This window comes from Fulvivirga lutimaris (assembly GCF_009711525.1).
Taxonomy (GTDB): domain Bacteria; phylum Bacteroidota; class Bacteroidia; order Cytophagales; family Cyclobacteriaceae; genus Fulvivirga; species Fulvivirga lutimaris.
In genome coordinates this window covers 1-673 of record NZ_SMLV01000044.1, presented here as the reverse complement: position 1 = coordinate 673, position 673 = coordinate 1, and the positions used below count along the sequence as shown (strand labels likewise).

The following is a 673-nucleotide window of genomic DNA, read 5'->3' as shown; positions in this document are numbered from 1 at the left end:
AAGAATTACGGAGGTAATAGTACATACAGGGCAACATTATGATCCAAACATGTCAGATATTTTTTTTGAAGAATTAAATATTCCAAAGCCAAATTATAATTTGGGAATTGGAGGTGGTTCACACGGTGAGCAAACCGGGCTAATGCTAATAGAAATTGAAAAGGTATTGCTGAATGAGAGTCCTGACTATTTACTTGTGTATGGTGATACCAATTCTACCTTGGCTGGCGCTTTAGCAGCATCAAAACTACATATACCTGTAATACACGTTGAAGCAGGGCTTAGGTCCTTTAATAAGAAAATGCCGGAAGAACAAAACAGAGTTCTTACTGACCATATTGCTGATGTGCTTTTTACACCAACACAAGCAGCGGTAGACAACCTGAAAAAAGAAGGTGTCTCCTCAAATAAAGTAATTAATGTAGGAGATGTAATGTATGATGCAGCTCTTTTCTACTCTTCTTTAGCCGATCAAAACAGTGACATTCTAAATAAACTAGCTTTAGGAAAAAATAATTATATACTGGCTACCATCCATAGAGCTGAGAATACCGATAATGCAATCAAAATAAAAGAAATAATAGAAACACTAGATGAGTTAGCCCAAACTTATTCTGTTGTTTTTCCTCTACACCCACGAACAAAGAAAGCTCTGGATAAAATGTTTTATGAT

Annotated in this window: 1 protein-coding gene; it reads left to right on the top strand. The window is 35.7% G+C overall.

Annotation, left to right across the window (positions count from 1 at the left end; genetic code table 11):
- Positions 1 to 4 precede the first annotated feature (4 nt).
- The coding region (wecB, locus tag E1140_RS00105) for a non-hydrolyzing UDP-N-acetylglucosamine 2-epimerase (protein ID WP_343034104.1) at positions 5 to 673 on the top strand (669 nt) is incomplete at its 3' end.